This is a genomic window from Shewanella sp. BF02_Schw (assembly GCF_014596695.2).
In the GTDB taxonomy this organism is placed as follows: Bacteria; Pseudomonadota; Gammaproteobacteria; order Enterobacterales; family Shewanellaceae; genus Shewanella.
On sequence record NZ_JABKAW020000004.1, the window covers coordinates 282892 to 299443 of the forward strand.

A 16552-nucleotide genomic window follows, 5' to 3' on the forward strand; every position below is an offset into this window, starting at 1 on the left:
TATATTTGTGATTTTAAGACATGGTAGCCCTCAGTTATGACATTTCGCAGTATTACCAGTGTGCAAATTATTTGTCCTATGGCATTGAGTTGGGCATTGAGCAAGATAAACTGCTGCAAGGGTCTGGTTTGACGGGGGGCCAATTAACCGACCACGAGCAACTGGTTGAAGGAAAACAAGAATTACAGGTGTTAAATAACCTAATGCTCAATACTTTATGCCCATTCAAGGTTGGAATGGAGTTAGGTTGCCGTTATCACCTGACCAGTTATGGCATCATGGGTTATGCTCTATTGGCGAGCAGCACTGCGAGAAAGGCGATTGAATTAGGCTTACGTTATCTAGATTTAACCTATGTTTTTTCACAAATAACATTAACTGAGCTTAAAGACGATTTATCTCTAAGGTTCTCATGTGACATTCCTGGAGAGTTAGGCGAGCTGGTGTTAGTTAGAGACATGTTGGGCGCTGCGATGATCCAACGAGAAGTATTTGAAAGTAACGACTTACCGATAAAATTGCAGTTTACGTCGCCTCAGCCCGCAGGCTTGTCACTCGAAGGTATAAAGCAAAAACTGGGTGCTGAGATCCAATTCAATGCTAGTTATAACGGTTTTACTGGATTAGCACCGCTATTAGATCTGCCATTATTAAAAGCCAATGAAGCCACCGCCAGATTATGTGAGGCGCAATGCAACCAGCTACTGCAACAAAAGCAAAACTGGAAACCTGTTGCTAAATTGGTCAAAGACACCTTAGTACACTTAGGCTTAGCAGCATCAATGGAAGATATCGCCCAGCATTTGGCTCGAACGACTCGCACTTTACATCGTCAACTAACACTAGAACAAACCAGTTGGCGCCAGGTGCGTGACGATGTGCGTTTTGGCATAGCCGAAGCGTTATTATTAACGCCGATGCAACTTGATGAAATAGCCGAACGCCTTGGTTTTAGTGATGGGGCTAATTTTAGTCACAGCTTTAAACGCTGCAAAAATATGACCCCAAGCCAGTATCGAAAGCAGGCGAAAAAATAACGATAGTCACCTGTGACACATAGATAAAGACTAGCCAGAACCTTATATCTCAAGCCTAGAATCTAAAGACCCATACCTAGGGTCTAGGATTTAGCACTCTAGTGCCCAAGCAAGCGGCTGTTAGCCAGAACCTGCTTTCTATGACTTATTCCTTAATGTTTAATTACAGAACTGCCTTTCACATGGGACTCCGTCCCCATCACCATCCATTTCAGTTCCTGGACAGTTGCGGGTGTAAAAGGTTGCTTCTGCACATGAGCGCATTTGGCTGCAGTGTGTTTTACCGGCTTCGCATCTGAACTGTGGTTGTAGATTGATTGAGCTTGGTTTTGATACGGTTGGTGTCCACTCCATCTGTTCAACATTCTCATTGGTCAGCACTGGCGTAGCGGTCATTTTTTGATATTGTTTATAACCGAAAATACCAACCCCAAGCAGGATAATAAGCATGATTACGCGGCCAAGCACGGGGCTTGAACGGTAGTTTTCGTCTTGATGAGATGGGTTGTTTCGATGATGTTGACCAGTGTGAGACGCTGGGCGAATAGTGTTTGACACAACAGCCACGCCTTCAATACTGGCTTTTACGGCTTTGACTTTGCCATCGGGTTGGTTCTCGCGATGAAATAGTATCTCATCGCCAACAATGGGCTTTCTGGCCATGTGCTTTAGGGTTGAAATATGAATAAACACATCTTGAGTGTTGCCGGTTTCTGGTTTGATAAAACCAAAACCTTTTTCATTGTTCCAGCGAATTAAGATGCCTCTTTCCATGGCGATACTATTCCTTGATAGTCATTAAGTTAATAAAAATCATGATGTAGAATCATGCTTTTAAATCAGCAACATAATACCTATAACTACAGTGTTTTAGCCAGTAATTTTATTGAGTTTTTAGATAGAGTCATAAAATATATTCGCCACGTTTACCTGCTCAGGTAAAAACTGAATTGATATCTACTTGGGCAAATTATCAACTGGCTACAACAAAAGCGTGGTGTTATTTAAGATTAAGTTTAACGTGTATATAGGCAGGATTATTTTTAATGAATTGACCAAAAGTGAAAATAGAAGGGGCCACCGATGAATGATGAACAATACCAAAAAGGGCTTGAGGTACGTCGCCAGGTGATGGGGGACGCTTATGTCGATAAAGCGCTTAGTAATGTCACTGATTTTACTCAACCATTGCAAGCGTTAGTCACTGCAAATTGTTGGGGTGAAGTCTGGGTGCGTGATGTTATTTCTAAGCAAACGCGCAGCCTAATCACTATTGCAACATTGGCAGCATTAAAGGCGCCAACTGAATTAAAGGGCCATGTTCGAGGGGCATTACGTAATGGATGTTCTATTGAAGAAATTCAGGAAGTATTGCTGCATTCAACCGTTTATTGCGGCATGCCGTCTGGTATTGAGGCTTTTCGGGCTGCTAAAGAAGCCATCGAGGAATGGCAGCTAGAGAATAGCTAGCTAATGAGATGCTTATGGTATTTTGCTTTGGGTAAAATGAGGGTACAGTAATCACATTAGCTTTTTAATGCTGTGAATTATTATTTGAATTTGGCAACAAGCAATCCTTTTGCCATTTGGCTGCGTATAAAAGAATCGGATATTTATAAACAAGGATTACAGATGCGTTTTTTAATGATTATTGCCGCTTTACTGCTGAGTGCTTGTAGCACCAGTTATCCCAATCAGTCTATTACAGGGCAAGATTTTCCATCGGTAACAGGTCAAACACTTGAAAACGAGTCGATGGCTTTACCTGAGGATTTACAAGGTAAAATGTCGCTGTTGTTGATTGGTTACAAGCAAGATTCACAGTTTGATATTGATCGCTGGTTGATTGGCTTAGACATGACTCAAACTCAAGTGTCGGTATATGAAGTTCCGACTATTCAGGGATTGTTTCCTAGAATGTTCAGCCCTCTGATTAATAATGGCATGCGTGCAGGCATACCCAAGCCATTATGGAAAGGCGTGGTCACCATCTATAAAGATGGCGACCAAGTACAAGCCTTTACCGGTAATGAAAATCCAAATAATACTCGAGTCGTGTTACTCAATGCGCAAGGTAAAGTCATTTACTTTTATGACCAAGGCTTCTCTGTCGATGCGCTCAATCAGTTAAGAGCTCTGCTTTAGTTATTAGCTCAATGACTCGCCCATAGGCTCAGTTAATCGCTCGCGGTAGTACTGAGCTTTTTTGGGCGCAGTAGCTGAATTAATGTTGGCGCGATAGAGGCTAAAATCATCCCACTCATTAATAAATATTGGTGTGATGTATATGATTCGCCTATTAATACTAGGCCACAGACGATGCCCGCTATCGGATTGGCAATGCCGCCAAATGTGAAGTCGACCACAGACATACGTTGCAGTAACCACACATACATACTGTAACCGAGTACGGTGTTGAGCAATATTATCCAGCTTATACCGAAGCCATTGGTCAGGCTAAATTGGCTGACCACATTGAGATATTGTTGTGGTGAAAATAGCGCCTGAATACCAGCTACAACGAATAGCAATGTACCGCCGATAATCAATTGCCAGGTGAGTATCGTCCACCAATGAATGCGCGACCCTAACGCTTTGGTCATTGTGCTGCCGATAATTATGCAGCTGATTGCGGCAAACATTGCGACTAATCCTATGGGGTTTAAGCTGATGGAGCTTGGGTCAAACAGCATCCAAGCTAAGCCAATTAACACCGCACCAGAAAGTGCTTGTAGCAAATTAGGACGTTTTTTACTGACTACCCAATGAAATAACATCGCAAAAACCGGCACTGAAATCATCCCGATACCAGAAATAGCCGATGGCAGCGTCAGTGCCATGATAAAAATCAAACTGAAAAACACCGCAATGTTAATAGCACCGAGTTTAATTAAAATAGACCAGTCGGTTTTTTGCGGTAGGCTTGGTTTAATCGCCAGTAGAATCAGTCCTGCAGGCAGCGCACGAAGGGCACCGAGTAATAATGGTGGCCAGTCTGGCAAAGTAAGTTGGGTCATCGCATAAGTGGTACCCCAAAAGAATGCAGGGATCATAGCCAGTAAAATATTCATAAACTACCTTTATGTTAAATATCTTCATGTAAAGATAAGTGCCGATTCTGGACTGTTAAGTTATTTTTGTAAAGTACCTTTTTATGAAGTATCTTTACGTTAAGTTTTTAAGCTGTGTTTTGAGTGCCAAATGATAAGGGTGAGGTATGGAGGATATTGATAGAGTTGTAGCGCAATGGGACGAACAAAAGCCGCATTTAGATACTGAGCCAATGGCGATTCTTGGGCGTTTTTTGCGTTTGCAAAAACATATTGAGGCTGAAATATCAACTAGTCATAAGCAGTTTGACCTGACCATGGGTGAGTTTGATGTGCTGGCGACCTTAAGACGTAATGGTAAACCTTACACCTTAACCCCTTCAGCGTTATTATCGTCGATGATGTTAACCTCTGGCGCGATGACAAATCGCTTAGATAAGCTTGAATCTAAAGACTTAATTGCCCGTGTACACAGCACTGAAGACAGGCGCAGTGTATCGGTAGCTTTGACTAACAAAGGTCTTGCCACAATAGATGAAGCGATTGAGGAGCATGTAAAGGTTCAACACCAACTGGTGGCAAATCTTTCTGACATTGAACAGCCTGAGCTTAACCAATTATTCAAAACCTGGTTAGCAGGCTTTGAAGGTAATCAATAGCAGTCGTGATCGGATAAATCAAAAACGGCCAGCATCTTAAGATACTGGCCGTTGTTGTTTGTGCATTTTTAATGGCTTAGTACTTATGGTTGTAGCTGCGCTTTTGCTGCTTCAACTTTAGAAAAATCTAGTCCTAACTCTTCAACTGCTTCTTTGATTAAGGCTGGGTTTTGCATCACCATGCCCATCAACTGTTGTAGCTTTTCTGCAGGAATACCTAATTGACCAATAGTTGCCATTGCTGCGAATGGGTTTTCAGTTAACGTCTGGAACAACTCATTAATTTGTACGTCACTGATATTGTGTTCTTTGAAGATGGCAAGAATCGGGTTCATTGCTATACCTTGTAATGTTAATGGACTAAGTTGTGATTTTATCACGTTTTCACAATACTGGTGCAAGCCTCATTATCTATTCATGATAACTGTCGATATGATTGATGTAATGTTTAAGGCCTCTGAGCAGCCGCCACGATTAACGTCAGTCTAGTGATTCAGTCTCGTCTCTATGCTTCATGACTCTATCTTAATTGCTCTGTCTTATTACTCTACAAAATATCAACTACTTGAAATAACTACATGAATAAAGATCTGTAATAATTCATAGGCTTATTCATGCCTGCTTGGTGTTGAGTTGAGGGATTATAGTGATAGTTCATCATGCCTATATTAACGGCGATGAATTATTGATTGAGTTTACAATATTGGCGTTTATACTAAGCCCGGTATGGCATGGTGCTGTATGTTTTGTTTAACTACACGGATGTTTTATATGGATATTGTTACCCTTTGTATTACCGTTGTTATTTCTCAACCGTTAATTGTGTATTTGGCATTTTATAAAGATACCGGTCTGACAACGAAAAAAAACGAGTTTTATCAATCCTTTTTAGTTATTCCCCCCAGCTTTGCTTTCTTCTATCTAGACCAATATTGGTATGCGTTAAGTTTACTGGCTGCAGTCACGTTATTCGGTCTGCTATTGGCCAAAATGGTTAATCATAAGGCAAGTCATCCTATTGTTCGAGATGATCTCATCTCATTCGGTATTGCGTGGTTGATAATATTCGGCATAGGTCATTTTATTGCAAGTTTGTTTACAGACTCAAGTCCAGACATAGCTGTAACACCAGAAGTTACGGCGGTAACAATACAACAAGGAATGTACTCCGCATTATCAATTTCACTGCTTTATTTAGCGATTATGCTGGTGGTATTTTTTGTCCGAGTCTTAGAGAAAAAATATATAACCAAAGAAAAATTTAGCGACTTTTTGCTACTCATTTGTAGTGTTATCGGTGGCGCGCTTCCCGTCATGGGCGACTATTTTATGTTGAGTATGATGCTAAACTTTTTTATCTTGTTTTATATCAGTGGAATAATTATTCGCTTAGATGGGACCGGTCCTTCTAGTGGGGCCGTTGGTTTTATTTTTGGCTATTTATTTATGATGGGTGCAGGAGTTTGTCTGTTGATCAAAGGTGGAGCTTGGTTGTTTGGTTAGCCTTTACTCAGCATAAAGCTCATTATTCAGCTGCCGATGTTGTACTAGCATTTCAATACGCCTAATGACAAGAAAGGGATATAAAAAAGCTAGATTATTTTGTGGTGAATGTTGGGTTTTGCACTGCGTTTTTAAGGTTGTTTCTACGATTTAACATGCTTGCAATAAGGGCTTGGTATTACCGCTTGGTACTTGTCATGTTATGCAGGGTTATGACTATTAACGTGATGTTAATGGGGCTTTTATAGGATCAGCAAAGCACAATTGAGGTGTGACATTTAGTGGTTTAAAAATAAAAAATCATCTCAAATTGAGATGATTTTTTGTTCGGATTATTTAAGCTATAGCCTCATTAATAACGATTGTTTCTAGCTAATTAAAACGTGACACTTTTTTCTGCACTACAAGTGGCTGTAGATGATTCGCATACTTGATAAGTGTATGTTCCACCGCCTTTTGCTGAAATGCTATCTGTATAGCTACCGTCATTTGCCGTAGTGGTTACTTTGCTGTGGTTGCGGAAAATGTCTACATTGGCTGAACTTGCACCGCCAAAGGCTAAATCAACTTGGTTAACGCCTTTCGATTTATAACCATTAAGTGACAATGTAATATCGCCGCCCGTTGGTGGCGGAGTTACCCCACCGCCTGCACAGCCATTACTTGATAAATAAGCATCTGCAGCAGCAGCTTGCACAATACCATAACCAAAGTAGTCATCTTTACCTGATGCTCCGGCGTCTAACGCTGTGGCTTTAAGTGCTGCACGGATTTCACTGCCCGTACATTCGTTATGTTGTGACCATACTAAAGCTGCAATTCCCGACACAGCAGGAGTGGCCATTGAAGTACCACTCATAAAGCCAAAGTCCGATGTACCAATATCAATATTTGCAGTTGCCGCATTCACTAAGGCTGATCTGTCTTCAAATGCAGCCCCAACAGCAGGAATACTTGTGGCATTAGTATCGCCTAATGTCCCGTATAACATGCCTGGTTCGTTATTAATAATAATGGCACCGACACCACCAGATGCTTCACAGTTAGCGACTTTATCGTAAAACGAAATTACACCACGGTCGATCACACATATATTGCCGTTAGCACCTGAGTTAGTTGACTCAGCGGTACCCATATAAAAAGTGTTACCCACAACTGAACCGGCGTTTTCCATTGCCGATGACGAAAGTGCAAATCCGTCTGCTGATAAATTTGACGCAGTAGCTTGTCCTGCTGGATAGGTTGAAAGGGTATCTACACCGCCGGCAGAAACTTCAACACAAATGGTTTCATCAGTTGTGACTCTGCGACCTTTACCCGATGTACATGTCGGGAACTGAGAAAAATCTGCAATAACGTTATTACTATCATTGGCACCAATCATCATCACTGACGAATAACCTGCAGGGTATGAACGTACATTATTGCCATCGTTACCTGCAGCGGCAATGACGAGTCCACCTGCATCGCTGAAGCTTTGGAATGCATTTGATTCTGTTGAGTTTGAACCGCCGCCACCTAAACTCATGCTAATGATATTGGCGCCCGCTTGTGAACAAAGATTTGCAGCTTGAGCTAAATCAGATGAGTAACCCCATCCGTCGGCGTTAAAGACTTTGATGATGTGCATATCAACACCAGGAGCCATGCCAATAACGCCAAAACCGTTATCTGCAGCGCCAATGGTTCCGGCTACGTGTGTGCCGTGTGGGCCACCATTTTCGTCCCAGTTGCCCGTACCGCTGTCGTTGTTACCGGTAATATTATTCCACACAAAATCAGCATTACTGCGATCGAGACCTGAGTCGATTACACATACCTTGATGCCTGCATTAGGGTTAAAGGTGACCTGATTTGCTTGCGATTGGTAAACTGCATAAGGTGTTATTTGGGTTGCCATTGGGTTACCAATGTCGTCAGCAAAACCCATTAAATGACGTCGTTGATCTTCTTCAACTAACTTAACGTGTGGGTTATTGAGTAATCCCCTAACTTGATCTAAATCTTTGCCGGTAAATGTCGCGGCGATAAAACCTTCACCATCAACATTAATTTGTGCACCTAATTTTTTGGCAAGAGCTTTTACAATCCCTTTTTTTTGCGGGTCAACTTGAATGACATAACGGTCGTCGCTTGCTTGTACATGGGCCGTTGCTGTAAGTCCAAGAGCTAATAGTGACATTGAAATGGTTGATAGTTTCATAGAGTAAGCATTCCTATTTGTTATTATTTTGTGGTTGTTAACTCTGCTTTATAGACATCTCTGGATCACATCTCTGGATCTTAGTCTTCAGCAGTTAAACTATTTCTACATTTATTTTGTAACATAAAACCCACTTAATTAACAAATTATTAACCATGTGTATTTTAGATCTAACCATAAAACTGATTTTTATTTGCTGTTTAGTCGAGCAGGGCATTACCATGATGCACAATAAGAGAATAGCAAAGGGCATATCATGCGAGCTTTATCAATCAATGGATCACCACCACTCAGTCTGCAACGTGGAGCCTCTGGAGCCAAACTGTTACTGATTATTGCAGCAACAATGCTTGTTACAGCAGGGCTGACATTTTTTATTATCCGCACTTATATCTTCCCGTCACCGCTCACCCCGGTTAGCTTAAATGCTAAAGAAGAGCAACAATTGGATCAAAAACTGACTCGGTTAGGTTGGCAAGTTGAACCTCGCTCAACGGTTACAGCATCAAGTGGTGATTCCCGTGCAGCTGATAGTGCTAGTGAAAATAGTAATGAGTTAACCCCTGAAGCGTATCGTGAGTTTGACGCTGATCGGCAAGTGACATTTAGTGAGAAAGAAGTGAATTCGATGATTGGCCGTAATCCTGATTTTGCTCAGCGTGTTGCGATTGATTTTTCTGATAATTTAGCCAGTGCCAAAATGCTGATCCCGATCCCAGACGACTTTCCGATTATGGCTGGGGAGATTTTACGCGTGAATACTGGGCTTGATATTCATCTTGATGCTAATCGTCGTCCAGTTGTTGCGCTAGTTGGCGTGAGCTTAATGGGCGTGCCTATTCCGAATGCGTGGCTAGGAAACATGAAAAACGTTAACTTGGTCGGTGAGTTTGGCGATCGTGGCTTTTGGAATGCTTTTGCTGATGGTGTAGATGATATTCAAATTCGTGATGGCGAGTTGTCGATCAAACTGCGCAAGTAAATATTGTAAGTCGTTGGTGTTTTGAAAAGTGGGCGTTGATATCAAGCCCACTTTCGCCTTGAAATATCACGGATGAAAACCGTTCACCTCTTATCTTATCGCTAGACTGCTCTGGACTCATTCATCTTATGTGTGATTGATTCTAAGCGCGACTATTGTCGACGCGCTATTCCTCAGACCGACTATTGCTAGGTGCGATAAAGTACCTTCACCACATGCCAGCCAAATTTAGTTTTGACGAGGTGTGGCGTAATGAGCTCGCCGTTGAAACAGACTTTATCGAATGGTGGCACCATTTGCCCCTTTTTAAACTCGCCCAAATTACCGCCGCTTTTGGCCGAAGGACAGCTAGAGTGCTTTTTGGCTAATACATCAAATTTAGCACCATTATTAAGCTGCTTGATGATGTCTTCAGCCTGAGTCTGATGTTTAACTAATATATGTAATGCTGCTGCGGTTTTGGCCATGTTGGTGCCTGTATTTATTTGTTTGAATGGGTAGAACAATGTTTAGCGCGACATTATACCTGCTTAGTCGACCAAATTGGCATGATAATCTAGCAATAATTTGCTCTGTTATGGGGCTTGCCTGTTACAGTTTGCTCTCCTTATCGATTGAACATCTACATGGATCCTATAAAGTAGATGCATGCTAGTAAAATGCCGCGAGCAAATAACAAAAAGGAAATTTTTAATGCTTCAGCGAATCATACCCCTATGTATAGCGAGTGCGATGACAATGGCAACACCAGTTAATGCAGAAGAAGACAAATATATTTGGTTAGAAGATGTTGAAGGCGCCAAGCCGCTGGCGTGGGTTAAGCAGCAAAATGCCGTATCTGCAACTCACATTAAGGCTTACTCAGGCTTTGATAACTTGGTGTCAAACAGCCTAGAGATTTTAAACGATAAAGCCCGTATTCCTTATGCCACTCGTATTGGCGATTATTTGTATAATTTTTGGAAAGACGAAACCCACGAGCGTGGGATTTATCGTCGTACCACACTAGCGGAATATGCTAAGGCTGAACCCAACTGGGAAACCGTGCTTGATATCGATGCCCTTGGTAAAGCCGAGGGGGTTAATTGGGTGTTTAAAGGCATTGAATGTCAATACCCACAAAACGAGCGCTGCTTTGTGTCGTTGTCACGTGGGGGGGCAGATGCCGCTGAGGTGCGTGAATTTAATTTAACCGCAAAAGCGTTTGTTGACAGCACCCAAAAGCCATTCGTATTGGCTGAAGCTAAGTCAAGGTTAAGCTGGATTGATAAAGATACCGTGTTTGTCGGAACTGATTTTGGTGATGCACAAAGCATGACGGATTCAGGCTATCCAAGCGTGGTTAAATTGTGGAAACGTGGCACACCGTTGTCTGCAGCCAAATTAGTGTTTAGAGGCGATAAAGCCTCCGTTGCCGTGTCGGGTTATGTGATGTTTGATGATAAAACACCGCTGAATATCGTCACCGAAAGTTTAACCTTTTACACCGCTAAACATTATGTTTATCAAGATAGTAAGTTAGTGTCGCTGCCTATTCCTGAAGATGCCGATTTAAAAGGTTACTTTAAAGGTCAGCTATATATAGAGTTAAAAAGCGATTTAGTCACCCCCAAAGGGTCTTTCAAACAAGGCGCCATTGTTTATACACCTGTTGATAAACTCATTGCGCAAAAACCGGAGTTTAGTGAACTGGTATCGCCAACGAAGCATGCTTCAATTTCACAAGTCGCATTTAGCCAGAATGCCATTTTTGTCACTTGGCTAGATGATGTAAAAAGCAAGCTTGTACGATACATGCAAAACGATAAAGGTGAGTGGCAAAGCAAACCTGTGCCATTTGAAGCCAATGGCACCTTAAGTGTGTTTGATGTTGAACGTGATAGTGATGATTTTTTTGTTAATTACACCAGCTTTTTAGAACCAGCCAGTTTATATCGCTTAAATGGTGCAAGCTTAAAAGCCGATAAAATTAAAGCTATGCCGCAACAATTTAGCGCCGATAAGTTTGTCACGAAACAGTACTTTGTGACGTCAAAAGACGGCACAAAAGTGCCTTATTTTGTGGTGATGGCTAAAGACATTAAACTCGATAGTAGTAACCCTACATTACTTTATGGTTATGGCGGTTTTGAAGTATCGCGCTTACCAGCCTATTCGGCCACTATTGGTAAAAACTGGTTAGAGCAGGGCGGTGTTTATGTACTGGCTAACATTCGCGGTGGTGGAGAGTACGGCCCAGCTTGGCATCAAGCAGCGTTAAAGCAACATCGTCATAAAGCGTATGAAGACTTTGAAGCCATTGCCGAAGACTTAATTGCGCGCAAAATTACGTCAAGCAAGCATCTTGGTATTCAAGGTGGTAGTAACGGTGGTTTGTTAATGGGTGTTGCATTTACTCGTCGTCCTGAACTGTATAACGCTGTAGTGTGCCAGGTGCCATTGTTGGATATGAAGCGCTATAACAAGTTATTGGCTGGTGCCAGTTGGATGGGCGAATACGGTAATCCTGATATCGCAGAAGAGTGGGATTACATTAAAACCTATTCGCCATATCACAATTTAAAACAAGGGGTTAAATACCCTAAAGTGTTCTTTACCACGTCAACTCGTGATGACCGTGTACACCCAGCGCATGCGCGTAAAATGGTGGCGAAAATGGAAGACATGGGCATAGATGTGTTGTATTTTGAGAACATTGAAGGTGGCCATGCTGGCGCGGCAGACAATACCCAGGCCGCCGAGTTAAGTTCAATGGTTTACGCATACTTAATGCAACAGCTTCGTTAAATTTATCAGTAGCCAGTGTTGAATAAAAAAGGGTTTCAGCGCTGCTGAAACCCTTTTTTTGTTTTAACATTTACAGCTGTACAGCGTTAAACTGTATATACCTAAGCGGTGCATATCCAGTCGTGTAAATTAAAGTTGTAGTGCAGATAATGATAAAAAGAGCCGCAGTGTAATACTGCGGCAAATAGCCTGAAGCTAATGAGCACAAGTGGTCTTCTCTCGCCATTAGCCGGGGGGAGGCTGAATGATGATTAATTGCTAGGGTCAATCAACTCAATTTCATTACTGGCAAGCGCGCCCTTAATTTGGACCGCAACCTTGTAAATCATTTCAGCATTTGCCGATGCTTTACTTTGTAAGTCGAGATCGCTCACATTAAAAGTATATTTTCCCGCAGTATCTGTCGCTTCTAATGTGCCTGTACAGCTGTCGGTGGCTGTACTATCACATTGATAGTTTTGAGTGACATGCCAACGTTTCCAAGCCTTAGGCTTTATGGACGGTGAGGCTGGGTCAGGAAAACCAAAATACACAATATCGTAATCGGCTACGTTAGTCAGCGCTTCACCTTCGCTATTGGCAACGGTGAATGATAGTGCGCCAGTGGTCGAGTCAAATGTGTCGAGTTTAACCACCACAGTGCTGGCATCATCAATACTCACGCCATCAATAACAGGCGGTACAACGACTACTGGTGGCACAACAACAGGGGGAATAACTACCACCGGTGGCTCAGTGACAACTTCGTCATCATTGTCGCTATTACAGCCAAAGATTAACAATGAACTCGCTAATATGGCGCTAAGATATTTAACCTTCATGATGCGCTCCTTAATTGTAATGCCCTGTGTGACAAGTGGTACATTCCATATCTGTTTTCACGCTGGCTGCAGAGCCCATAGTTTCGGTAACGCCATGACAAGACTGACATGCTTGCGCTTCAGCAGACGGTTTTGCTTCTGCTAATACTGAAATATCTTCACCGCCATAGGCACGATTGAGTAAATCAACAATATAAAAAGCCATGCTGGCAGAGAGGCGTTTGCAACGTTCACCTTTTAATGCAAAAGGCTTTCCAGATGCCGCAGACCAATTACTAATAGATGAATGGCACAGTGGGCTGTTGGCAATAGAGGTTTTACCTACTTCGAGTGATTTATCGGCTGTAGAACCAATCCCCGCAATGAACTCAGCAGATGATAACGGTAAATCGTTGGTTTCGTAGTAACGGAACGATGCACCAATAATGGCGCTGTTTTGACCATTAATATCGTCAAGGAAATTAATCAACATACCGGCAGCATTAAGGTTGCCACATAATGTTCCCTGGCCAACTACGCCTGCCCAACCATAACCTGCTAATGCGGTAGGGATAGTGGCAAACTTACTGGCGTCTACGCTGCCAGATGCCGCTAGCATAGTCACAATGGCGTGAAATACTTGGTGCATACAACCGCCACCCGTTTCATAGGCAAGTTTTGCTGTTTGCATCGCATCAAGTGGCGCATATTTAAGTTTTTCACCAAGTTCTAAACGGTAGTTGCCATCTGCGTCTGTGGCAGCAAATGCAGATGTGCCTAATAACGTTGCCCCAGCTGCTGCAGTGCTTAAACCAATAATTTGTGTCAATGCTTGACGTCTGTTTATGCTCATAATAATCACCCTTTACTCATCGTTATTTTATTATTCCCAATCTCTAGTGTTGGGGGTTTTGAGTTGCTAGTAAAAATGGGTTAGCAACTTGATGTGGTAACAATAAGCAATGGAGCAATTAAAGATGTGATTCAAGACAGATAAAAATAGCGGCTTGAAATGAGGTTTTTTAGTGATTGTGGCATCGATTTATTGAAGCTGAATGTGCTTAACGTCATAGGATTTTGTGATGTGAGTCTCACTATTTTGCACATTTATGCATTTTTGCAGCCGTTTAGTGTGTTTTTAAAATCATGAAATGATGTGATGTCGCTCGCAAATTTATCAGTTTGCACATTTAAAGACTTACTTTTACTAAGGAATAAAGCGCTTAGGTATAAGGATCACAGATTTCATAAGATTTTATGCATACACTTCAGTATGTCGAAGTTAGGTCAATTATTGAGGCGGTCTACATGCAATTGGGACATTGCAGGTTCAGTGTCGACAAAGGGGAGTTAATTAACCAGGAAACCGGAGTGGTGTGGCATCTTCCCAGAGCCGAGTTACATGTGCTGACATTATTGGTCGAGTATCAAGGGAAAGTTGTTGCTAAACCATTATTAGAGTCGGGTCATGAAGACGATTCACATTTGAGTTCAGCGTCAGTCGCCAGGGCTATTTTTACCTTACGCTCTTTTCTTGGACCACAATATGAAACGCTTATCGAAACAGTAAAAGGCCAAGGCTATTTGCTGAGGCATCATCGTGCCCGTAAAGAAACCGACAATAAATTAGCCCGCGTAGTCATTCGGCCATTACAAGCTTTGCTGGTGGTTATTGCAGTTGTTAGCGTGTCGCTGGTAAGCCTATGGTGGTTTAATCAATTTGGCCATGCTGTCAGCCCAACTATGCCGTTGAGTATAGAAACGGTGAGCTTAAATTCGGGCCAGCAAGTAGATGTGATTCTGTATTCAGCTTCAAACACCAATAATGAGTTACTGATTGGTCAAGGACAACTGCTCACACAAAGTTTATTAGGTTGTGCTGAAACGGTATGGAATAAAGCTTTTTTATCGTTATCTCATGACAAGCAAGTACTGAACATTACCCTCAGAGGTGATTATTTGGGCCAGTCTATTATTCGTAATTTAAAAATTAGCGACTTACGCCAACCTAAGCGATTTATCAATTCAGCATGGCTTGAACAAGTGAACATTTGCGACTCATTACCTGTTCGACTCGCTTCATCTCATCGATCTCAGGGGCATTAGTGCAATGGCAAGAAAAGGATTATGGGTAATCAATATTGTCATTCTATTGTGTTTGCTGGCCAGTATTGGCGGCATTTACTCGTTAACATCCAAGACTCCGAGTTTTATGCTGAGCTGCAGTTCAGAACTGTTTAATCATGAAGTTGGCGCTGCAGATAGCGATCATTATTTATTGGTCGATCTCGTTTCTAAAGATGGTTTAGCCCAAATTAATTACCGCTATTATGACTTAGAGGGCAATTCAGCTGGCACATTAGCGATGACGGGTAGAGTGAATAGAATTGATGCTCAAAGGCAAATGTACGATATTTCAGTGACCACTAAACAAGAGTATTTAGGCGGGGGCAGTCTCGATATACCGGCACATTATGAATATTTGTCGTATGTTAGCGGAATAAATTTAAACAAGAATGGTATGCACTCATTAAGTCTTCAGGTATTGGAGCGCGATGAAACAAAAGATTATGCAGTGGTTTTATTTCAGCCGAGTAATACCGTCTGTGGCTGTCGTTTGGTGCATTAATTTATGCAAACAAAAAGGTCGATGCAATGCATCGACCTGTTAAGTATTTAACCCGAGCTCGGGTTATTTATGCTTCAACCGAGTGTAAGGTTACTTTTTCCGCTTCAGTTGCTTGGGGCTGAACCTGAGCTTTAGTCTGAGTTAACTCCCCAACAGGTAAAATAGTGCGACCATATTCAGCGTTAAGCACTTGGGCCATGGCAAAGTAAATAGCGCTTGCTCCGCAAAAAATACCTTCAAATCCTGCAATAGTGCCAAGCAGTGCATTATCGGTAAAGTCGCGTGCGGCCAATAAGAAAAACAGGATGGTTAATGAACCAAATATTACTTGTTTTGCCCGAGGGTAACGTAACGATCCCACAAACATAAAGGCAGTAAAGGTGCCCCACAGCGTTAAATACCAACCCATAAAGTGTGCTGGACTGGCGGCTATGCCCATATTTGGCATTAAAATAATACCCACTAAGGTTAACCAAAATAAGCCGTATGAAGTAAACGCGGTGGTGCCGAAGGTGTCGCCACGCATAAAGCACATCATACCGACAATCACTTGGCCAATGCCACCGTAGAAAATCCCCATTGCGAGGATCATCGAATCAATTGGAAAATAGCCAGCATTATGAATATTGAGCAGTATGGTTGTCATGCCAAAGCCCATTAATCCTAATGGCGCAGGATTCGCTAATTTTGTAGACATCATGTTCCCTTAATGGAAAGTTTTAACGCCGATATAACGTCGCTAAAGATTAATTTACACCCCGATTGGGCAAGGCGCGCATCTTAGAGAAAGCGTCTACGGGTAGCAATAAGCAGCAATAGGGATGAATAGCTAATCGTAAAGCAAGTTATTCATTATTAAAAACAATGACTTAATTTATATTTTGTATTTAACAGTGTAAAGC

Annotated in this window: 17 protein-coding genes; 9 read left to right on the forward strand and 8 right to left on the reverse strand. The window is 42.0% G+C overall.

Annotated elements, in window-relative coordinates; genetic code table 11:
* Positions 1-20: 20 nt before the first annotated feature.
* Positions 21-1037: an AraC family transcriptional regulator gene (locus HNW13_RS16560; protein WP_243756318.1), complete on the forward strand. Its 1017-nt coding sequence runs from the start codon at positions 21-23 to the stop codon at positions 1035-1037.
* A gap of 159 nt (positions 1038-1196) precedes the next feature.
* Here the strand turns inward: HNW13_RS16560 and HNW13_RS16565 are convergent, their stop codons facing one another.
* Complete coding sequence (locus HNW13_RS16565; RefSeq protein WP_192114099.1) at positions 1197-1811, reverse strand: excalibur calcium-binding domain-containing protein; 615 nt, start codon at positions 1809-1811, stop codon at positions 1197-1199.
* 309 nt (positions 1812-2120) lie between these two features.
* Here HNW13_RS16565 and HNW13_RS16570 point away from each other — a divergent pair, with 309 nt between their 5' ends.
* Positions 2121-2507 (forward strand): carboxymuconolactone decarboxylase family protein, encoded by a 387-nt coding sequence (locus HNW13_RS16570; protein WP_101085029.1) that lies wholly within the window; start codon positions 2121-2123, stop codon positions 2505-2507.
* A gap of 162 nt (positions 2508-2669) precedes the next feature.
* Positions 2670-3182: a hypothetical protein gene (locus tag HNW13_RS16575; protein ID WP_192114100.1), complete on the forward strand. Its 513-nt coding sequence runs from the start codon at positions 2670-2672 to the stop codon at positions 3180-3182.
* Positions 3183-3214: 32 nt separating this feature from the next.
* Here HNW13_RS16575 and HNW13_RS16580 read toward each other — a convergent pair whose 3' ends face one another.
* Entirely contained in the window at positions 3215-4108 is an 894-nt protein-coding gene (locus HNW13_RS16580) for an EamA family transporter (RefSeq protein WP_192114101.1), read from the reverse strand.
* Between the two features lie 146 nt (positions 4109-4254).
* Here HNW13_RS16580 and HNW13_RS16585 point away from each other — a divergent pair, with 146 nt between their 5' ends.
* Positions 4255-4746 carry a MarR family transcriptional regulator gene (locus HNW13_RS16585; RefSeq protein WP_192114102.1) on the forward strand — a complete coding sequence of 164 codons (492 nt, stop codon included), beginning with the start codon at positions 4255-4257 and terminating at the stop codon, positions 4744-4746.
* 83 nt (positions 4747-4829) lie between these two features.
* On the opposite strand, the gene HNW13_RS16590 is transcribed toward HNW13_RS16585, so the two are convergent.
* Positions 4830-5081, reverse strand: coding sequence for a DUF2999 family protein (locus HNW13_RS16590; RefSeq protein WP_101085033.1), 252 nt, complete (start codon positions 5079-5081; stop codon positions 4830-4832).
* Between the two features lie 436 nt (positions 5082-5517).
* Between HNW13_RS16590 and HNW13_RS16595 the strand changes: the two genes are divergently transcribed.
* Positions 5518-6249: a hypothetical protein gene (locus HNW13_RS16595; RefSeq protein WP_101085034.1), complete on the forward strand. Its 732-nt coding sequence runs from the start codon at positions 5518-5520 to the stop codon at positions 6247-6249.
* 376 nt (positions 6250-6625) lie between these two features.
* Here HNW13_RS16595 and HNW13_RS16600 read toward each other — a convergent pair whose 3' ends face one another.
* A complete protein-coding gene (locus HNW13_RS16600) occupies positions 6626-8452 on the reverse strand; it encodes a S8 family serine peptidase (protein WP_192114103.1) in 1827 nt (608 codons plus the stop codon).
* A 256-nt stretch (positions 8453-8708) separates the two neighbouring features.
* Between HNW13_RS16600 and HNW13_RS16605 the strand changes: the two genes are divergently transcribed.
* Positions 8709-9434 carry an arginine N-succinyltransferase gene (locus tag HNW13_RS16605; protein ID WP_192114104.1) on the forward strand — a complete coding sequence of 242 codons (726 nt, stop codon included), beginning with the start codon at positions 8709-8711 and terminating at the stop codon, positions 9432-9434.
* Positions 9435-9622: 188 nt separating this feature from the next.
* On the opposite strand, the gene HNW13_RS16610 is transcribed toward HNW13_RS16605, so the two are convergent.
* Positions 9623-9901 (reverse strand): peptidylprolyl isomerase, encoded by a 279-nt coding sequence (locus tag HNW13_RS16610; RefSeq protein ID WP_011639051.1) that lies wholly within the window; start codon positions 9899-9901, stop codon positions 9623-9625.
* A gap of 226 nt (positions 9902-10127) precedes the next feature.
* Here HNW13_RS16610 and HNW13_RS16615 point away from each other — a divergent pair, with 226 nt between their 5' ends.
* Positions 10128-12221 carry a prolyl oligopeptidase family serine peptidase gene (locus HNW13_RS16615; protein ID WP_192114105.1) on the forward strand — a complete coding sequence of 698 codons (2094 nt, stop codon included), beginning with the start codon at positions 10128-10130 and terminating at the stop codon, positions 12219-12221.
* Positions 12222-12472: 251 nt separating this feature from the next.
* Here HNW13_RS16615 and HNW13_RS16620 read toward each other — a convergent pair whose 3' ends face one another.
* Together HNW13_RS16620 and HNW13_RS16625 are read right to left on the reverse strand one after the other, a co-directional pair.
* Positions 12473-13042 (reverse strand): hypothetical protein, encoded by a 570-nt coding sequence (locus HNW13_RS16620; protein WP_192114106.1) that lies wholly within the window; start codon positions 13040-13042, stop codon positions 12473-12475.
* Between the two features lie 10 nt (positions 13043-13052).
* Complete coding sequence (locus HNW13_RS16625) at positions 13053-13874, reverse strand: cytochrome C (protein ID WP_192114107.1); 822 nt, start codon at positions 13872-13874, stop codon at positions 13053-13055.
* A gap of 455 nt (positions 13875-14329) precedes the next feature.
* Here HNW13_RS16625 and HNW13_RS16630 point away from each other — a divergent pair, with 455 nt between their 5' ends.
* Positions 14330-15127, forward strand: a complete 798-nt coding sequence (locus HNW13_RS16630; RefSeq protein ID WP_101085039.1) for a helix-turn-helix domain-containing protein — start codon at positions 14330-14332, stop codon at positions 15125-15127.
* A 4-nt stretch (positions 15128-15131) separates the two neighbouring features.
* Entirely contained in the window at positions 15132-15650 is a 519-nt protein-coding gene (locus HNW13_RS16635) for a hypothetical protein (RefSeq protein WP_101085040.1), read from the forward strand.
* Between the two features lie 67 nt (positions 15651-15717).
* Here the strand turns inward: HNW13_RS16635 and HNW13_RS16640 are convergent, their stop codons facing one another.
* Entirely contained in the window at positions 15718-16347 is a 630-nt protein-coding gene (locus tag HNW13_RS16640; protein ID WP_192114108.1) for an acetate uptake transporter, read from the reverse strand.
* Positions 16348-16552: the final 205 nt, after the last annotated feature.